A 6,243-nucleotide genomic window follows, 5' to 3' on the forward strand; every position below is an offset into this window, starting at 1 on the left:
GCGACCTACACGACCGCAGCGACGTCTTCGCCGTCTACGGCATCTAACAAACCATGATCAAACCGGACACTCCCGAACAACGCCGGGGCCGTGACTCTGCTGCAAGTATATGAATGCGATGGTGGGAGCAACGGACAAGGCGGATTGGGCGCTGCGCTTCTTCGAAAGACAGCTAGAAGGAAGGCCCGTGTCGTCCCTGATCGAGGAGATTCGGGCGCGCCGCTAGCCAGATTCTCTGCGGTATCCACGACAAGATCAACGGGCACAGATCCGGCACAACTGAGAGCGAAAAGGCATGTGAAACGTCGAGACGCCGAGGATCACGGTCCAGGGCAGCGAGCCGGTCGGTCCAGTTTCGGTTGATCTCTCGCCGCATCACGGCTTAGGGGTTCAAGTCCCGCTTCACCGCCTGGCGCTCGGGCTGGGTGACCAACTGGGTGACGATCGGGGCGGCCGACGCCGGACGCCCACGGACGATGGTGGACTGTTCCGGCAGCTCACCCCGGCTGCTCGCCCAGCTCATCGAGGAGTGATCATTCTTTCGGGACGAAGGAGTCAAGCTCCGCCGACGAGACGGCGACCAACGGAGCATGACATCCATAGGAGAGCATCGGGATGGCCAGGAGTTGCGTTCATGAGTGGGCCACTTCCACGGGCGGTTCGGCGAGCGTACGTTTCTATCGTGGATCAAGACGTTGTTGCCCGCCCCGGTGTGGAGCGCCTTCCCGTATCTGGTTGGGATGCGCTGTTTCGGTCGGCCACGGGTTTTGGCGTTTCCGTGGCATTAGTCGCCTTTGTCACGCTGGTATGGCACGACGCAGTCGACTTAGCCCTCCCCTCGATACTTATGTCCTCAGTCGGTTGGCTCCACGAGTCGAAGGACCGTCGCCACAAAGTGGCTGCCGTGGTCTCCGGCGGGCTGTCGGCCGTCGTCGCGGTAGGCGCGGTCATACTGCTGGGCGGCGGGCCACCGGACTTCTCTCGTGATGTCGCGTGTGCTGCGCTAGGGGTACTGGCTGGCAGTCAGATCTATGCCGCCATTACCCGTCGTCAGTGACGAGTTGCAGGCCGTGCCCGCTGCGTGCCCGATAGGGCGGTCAACAAGGGTCAGCAGCGTGTTGCCCTGCCGCCTTTCCTGCACGGTCAGCGCAGAATCAGCCTGATCACCAGCACAATTGCGGTCGCCCGCGTCGAGATCAATGCACCTTCCAAACTGACGGTGCGCGTCACTCGAAGAGAGGGACCGGACCCCTACCACCACTTTGGATACCATCTGAGGACCCTTTCCGCTGGCTCTGGTGCCTTTTGTCCTAGGGATGGCTCGCGTCGGCCAAAACCACGCGACCACTGGATAGCGAGCATGCCTGCACCCAGGAGGAGCCAGGCTACGAAACCCCGGTGCAGCAACTCTCCGAAGACGACCGCTGCGAGGAAGAGCGCCCAGCCAACGAAAGCCGAGATCCTGCGGAGGCGCGCGTGCGTCACAAGTTGATCCTAGGGCAGGCCACCCTGCGGCGCGATGGTCTGCTGGTCGTTCCCGTAACAGCGTGAGGTGGGTGACTATCTGGGTGACGACGGGTACGAGCGGTGGTGGACGTCCACGGATTCTGGCGGAAGGTTGCCCCAGTTAGACGCCCGTTGCGATGCAGGTCAGCGAGCCGTGTTGGTTGCCTGGGGGTCAAGGAGTCCGAGGTGACGTCGCAATGCGCAGGAGCCGTGCGCGACCATGGGCGTGTGCCGATGGACGACGCTCTCCCGAGCCAGACACGACGCCCACTCAGCGAGCCTGAACGAGCGGTGATCGAGCGTCTGCTCGGTTCGCCGTTTCCCGGCAGTGACGAGCTGCTGGCCCAACTGAGGCGTACCACGGTTGACGGTGGATGCCATTGCGGCTGCGCAACCATCAACCTGTCAGTTGACCGATCGCGAGCGACGCCTGCCCCGGTCATCTCAGCGGCGCCTGTCTCGGCGGATATCAGCGACGGCGACACCTACGCCGGTGTCGTCCTGCTAGTAGACGGCGGATTCCTGTCGTGCTTGGAGGTCTACTCCATCGGTGAGCCTGTCCGCAGCCTGCCACCGGCTCACACCATCAGGCCCCGTCCAGCGAGGTGAGTCGACCCGAGGCGTCGCTCAGGTTGGGTGACCAACTGGGTGACGACGGGGACGAATGACGATGGACGCCCCTGGACGCTGGCGGACCATTTCGGGCAGGCCATCCCTGATGTTTGCTCAGCTCATCGACGCATGATCGTTCTTTCACACCGAAGAAGTCGCCATCGCGAAGTGGTGTAGGACGTGGGTATGCCTGCTGCTACCGCAAATGCATCATTCGGGTTGGCAGATGAGTTACTGCCGCGTGCGTCATGACGCCGATCCAGCTTCCGGCGAGAAGCCCGATCAGTGTCGCCCACTCTGCCCCGATACTGGGCTGGAGCAGCGCGTTGATCCCCGATCCAGCAGACGCCCCTGCCGCTACGCCGGCCCCGAGAGCCCACCAGCGATGCCGTACTCCCTCGATGTGCAGCTCGAGGTAGGACCGCAGGGCCATGAGCACGATTATCAGCGGGGGCGAGGGCATCAACAGCACGAGGGCCGCGCCGATGATCGCCGCAGGGATGAGAGCCGCTAGGCCGAGAGCGAACGCATGGCCCAGGTCAACCGGCATGTGACTCATGTCCGGCTGGCGTCGCCAAAGCCGCCTCCATCTATCGGTGAAGGCGCGCTCGGGTACCAGGCGGACTTCCGATGCGACCGGTATGGCCGGTGGAGAAACAGCGCCAGGGCCCGTCGTGCCGCCTGGAGCGGAAGACGCGTCCGGCGAAGCCATGACGTCGATCCTTGCGCATCATGGTTCACCTCGTAAAGGGCGTTGGCAGCGAGGGGTCTGGCCGGAGTCAGGCAGCCAGGAGGCAGCGAGACGATTAGCAGCGGCTGGCACGAGACGGCATCAGGCGGCAGGGATAGCATGCTCCGCCATGCAAGACGGCAACGCATGACAACGAACGATGCCCCGTAACCGCGTTCGGGACGAAGAGGTCAAGGCGGCTGGCAGAGCGGGCCGAGCCGGCCCGGCTCCGGCCTGCTGGCGACCTTCGGCCGGCATCGGCCGGGCCGGCCGGCGGCGCTCCAGTGGTTGTCGCCGTCAGCGATGATCGCAGCGTGGTTGACAAGGACTTCAGCACTCGCGGCAGCGTCGCCTACGTCGACCCTCCGTTCCGGACGTGGGGACGCCCACAGTTCCGGCGGAGGGCAACATGGCCATTCGCCCGGCTCCGCATTGGAGCGCAGGACATCGTGATCTCCTCCATCTTCGGAGAGTTCCGAGTTACGCGGATGAACCTCGTCTCGATCTCCCGCGTTCGTATCGTCCCCGTGCTGGCCGATGGCTTCACGTTCGTGGCACACGGCCACCACGAAGCGGTGATCTTTTGGGCTGTCGGCACCCGTAGGGTGTTGGACGAGCTGCATCGCCACGGATGGGCGGTAGAAGACGGGTAGCAGGTAGCAGTCGAAGGCGCGCCATACAGCTATGCCGCCGCCCTAGCTGCCGACAGCAACTGTGACAGCAACGAGCCGGGACGCGGACAGCCAGCACCACACCTGGCCGTACGGTCGTTCGAGGTGGGCGACCCGGCTGGACGCCGTCGGACGGGGCGCGCAGTTCTTACAAACGAGGGGTCATAGGCGAGGTTGACCCCTACGTGACCCCAACCTGCCGCCAGGACAGCACGACGAGCCAAGCCAGCAGCGGACTGTTGCCGAGGCAGGGACGGTTGGCCACGGCCGGGCGTGTGTCCTCTTAATCCGCGGGTTCGGGGTTCGAGTCCCTGGCGGCGCACCAACGATCAAGGCCCTGACCTGGTGGTTGTCACCGGGCCGGGGCCTTTTTCGTGTCCACCGGTGGTGAATAGTCGCTCGGTGGGTGCTCGGGAGCCGTTGGACCGGGCTGGACCTCCATGGCGAGGGGGTGCATCGCGGACACCGGCCACGAGCGCCTGGTGCTTGGAGCGGCTATCGGATGAGGCGGCTGCGGCACTGTCCGGCACATGGGGAAGTCGAGTGGTTAGGTCCGCGGGAGCGGCCAGGGACCATGATCATGCGGGCCAACCCCTGGGTTGCGAACTCGCCGGCACCGACTGTGACCCATGTCGGCTACCGCAAGGTACGGACTTGCCACCGCGTAGGGCGGCGACCGCCGGCCAGGTCATCGGGCACCGTCGTCTTGAGGCTCGGCCCGTCGGATGATGAAAGATAGTTCTCCTCGATAGGTTGCGCCAAGCTTGGTCACGACGTCTTCGAAGGTTCCGGGTCCCGTTTTTAACTGGCTGACCCAGTTCGACGGGAGAACCACGCGCTCGCCAACGGTGAGGGGTGGATTACCTCGCCACCGGTACGCGTACCTGCCGACCTCCACGACCTGATCACCACCGAGTTCGTGGTACCGCTCGGAGCTGTCGAGCTTCTGTTCAAGATCCTTCACGCGCCGCTCAAGCCACTCGATCTTCAACTGCGCGCTACTTGCGCCGGACTTTGAACCGGAGTGGAATCCTTCGCTCCAGCCCCGTTGGTATGCGGCGGCCACAGCGCGGTCCTCGTCGGTGGCGTGTGTGCCGCAAGCCGCGTCTGCACCGCTCACGCGAATCTGGCACGGTCTGCCGGATCTGGTTGGACGTCCGCACCGTCGAACACTGGCGCCAGCTCCATCTTCGAATGTACTCAATTCCGTAACGCCTCCGACGTCGTCATTGCCGTACTTACCGTCCCGTTCCGCGCGTTCGCGGACGGGCTCTCGGGATCCGATGGTTCGTACGGGCTCCGGCGTCCGGTTGGCTCTACTCCTGCAGTCCGGCTCGTAGGTGGGCGGCGAGGCGGTCGCTGAGGACGGTGAGCCGGGGCAGATGGCTGCTGGCGTACCAGTCGGCCTTGTGCTTGCGCAGCAGTTGCTCACCGTGTTCGTGCCAGGTGAAGGCGGGTTTGCCGGTGGCCGCTCGTAGGACGCGATCGACGTTGTCGGGGTGGCGGGCGGCGAGCCGCTGCAGCGGGACTGGGTCGACGGTGTCGTCGTGGAGGTATGCCTTGACGATCTCCTTGTGCCGGCGGCGGCGCATGAGGTCGGGGTCAGCGAAGGCCTGCTGGGCGAGGGCGTAGTCGGCGTACATGCCGAGTCCGGTCTGCTGGTCGTAGATGACGCCGATGGTTTCGACCGTGTCGTCGAGCCAGTCCAGATCGGTCGACGGGGCGGTGCCGGGTTCGCTGGAGTAGGTGTCCCAGTACCCACGCATGGCCTTGTCGAGCTCGTCCACGCCGAGGGTGACCTCGTCGCTGCCGAAGTGCGCGACGAACGCGGCGTGTTGGGCGCGTTGCAGCTCCCACGCGCGGGCGAGGCGCTGCGGGTTGCGGAAGACGAGTGCGGGCTGGTCGGCTGCGAGCCGGATCGCCGAACTGTAGGCGCTGGCCTGGTCGTGGGCGGAGTAAAGGGCGGTGGTGCCGCTGAGCAGCCAGTCGTCGTGAACGGGCACGATGCGGCTGCCGATGAACGAGCCTGGCGGCATCCGGTCGAAGATCGGCTCGTCGGTGTTGGTGCGGATGCGGTAGGGCAGGTCGTCGATGAGGTTCACGGTGTGCAGGACAGGGCCATCGCGTCCGGTTACCTCGAAGACGCCTTCGCGTACGTCACGCCAGCCGAGGAGGAATTCGCGCTCGGTGTCGGGCAGTTCGGGATGGGCTTCGACGAACAGGTCGACGACGGTGCGCCCGTCGTGCAGGCGGTGCTGCTGGATGAACCAGTCGAAGAAGTTCGACAGCTCTCCTTCGTCTTCGACGACGACGACCCGCCCGAACCGGGCTCTGATCTCCTGCCGGAACGCGCGGTCGAAGCGCGGCTTCCGCGCGTAGTCGAGCAGCTCACGCTTCAGCGTCACGCTGCGCTGCACCAACTCGTCGATCGATGGCATCCGGCCGCCTTTCGTCATGACGAGACTATGCCCGAGCCATGCCATGCCTGCGGAAGGGCGGGTGATCGTCATCTCCGGCGATCGGCGTTGCGTGATCCCGTCATCGGGTCGGCGGGGGCCTTGCGGTTCGGCTGGGCAAGACTGGACGGCGTGGAGCTGCTCATCGCCAGGAACCTGGACGAGGCATCGACCTGTCCCGCACCGGGTTTGATGGAGACATCGAAACCTGGGAGGAACACCAGCGATGCCTGCACCGAAGAAGTACAACGATGAGCTGCGTGAGCGT

Annotated in this window: 5 protein-coding genes; 2 read left to right on the plus strand and 3 right to left on the minus strand. The window is 64.9% G+C overall.

Annotation, left to right across the window (positions count from 1 at the left end):
• Positions 1-682 precede the first annotated feature (682 nt).
• Both AB0I41_RS34560 and AB0I41_RS34565 read left to right on the plus strand, forming a co-directional pair.
• Positions 683-1,057, plus strand: a complete 375-nt coding sequence (locus AB0I41_RS34560) for a hypothetical protein (RefSeq protein WP_357115465.1) — start codon at positions 683-685, stop codon at positions 1,055-1,057.
• 2,105 nt (positions 1,058-3,162) lie between these two features.
• Positions 3,163-3,501, plus strand: coding sequence for a hypothetical protein (locus AB0I41_RS34565; RefSeq protein ID WP_357115468.1), 339 nt, complete (start codon positions 3,163-3,165; stop codon positions 3,499-3,501).
• A gap of 706 nt (positions 3,502-4,207) precedes the next feature.
• Here AB0I41_RS34565 and AB0I41_RS34570 read toward each other — a convergent pair.
• From AB0I41_RS34570 to AB0I41_RS34580, 3 genes are all read right to left on the minus strand, one after another.
• The gene (locus AB0I41_RS34570) at positions 4,208-4,585 is read right to left on the minus strand and encodes a hypothetical protein (protein ID WP_357115471.1); all 378 of its coding nucleotides are present in this window, start codon (positions 4,583-4,585) and stop codon (positions 4,208-4,210) included.
• 250 nt (positions 4,586-4,835) lie between these two features.
• On the minus strand, positions 4,836-6,029 hold the full coding sequence (locus AB0I41_RS34575; RefSeq protein WP_357115474.1) for a hypothetical protein: 1,194 nt from the start codon (positions 6,027-6,029) through the stop codon (positions 4,836-4,838).
• On the minus strand, positions 6,026-6,243 hold a 218-nt coding region (locus AB0I41_RS34580; RefSeq protein ID WP_357115477.1), incomplete at its 5' end, for a hypothetical protein. The genes AB0I41_RS34580 and AB0I41_RS34575, both read right to left, overlap by 4 nt.

Origin of the sequence: Micromonospora sp. NPDC050200 (assembly GCF_040656135.1) — a bacterium.
Taxonomy (GTDB): Bacteria; Actinomycetota; Actinomycetes; order Mycobacteriales; family Micromonosporaceae; genus Micromonospora.

Excerpts from the sequence above, each read along its gene's own strand:
- AB0I41_RS34575 (WP_357115474.1), bottom strand. The coding sequence starts at position 6,029 with ATGACGATCACCCGCCCTTCCGCAGGCATGGCATGGCTCGGGCATAGT.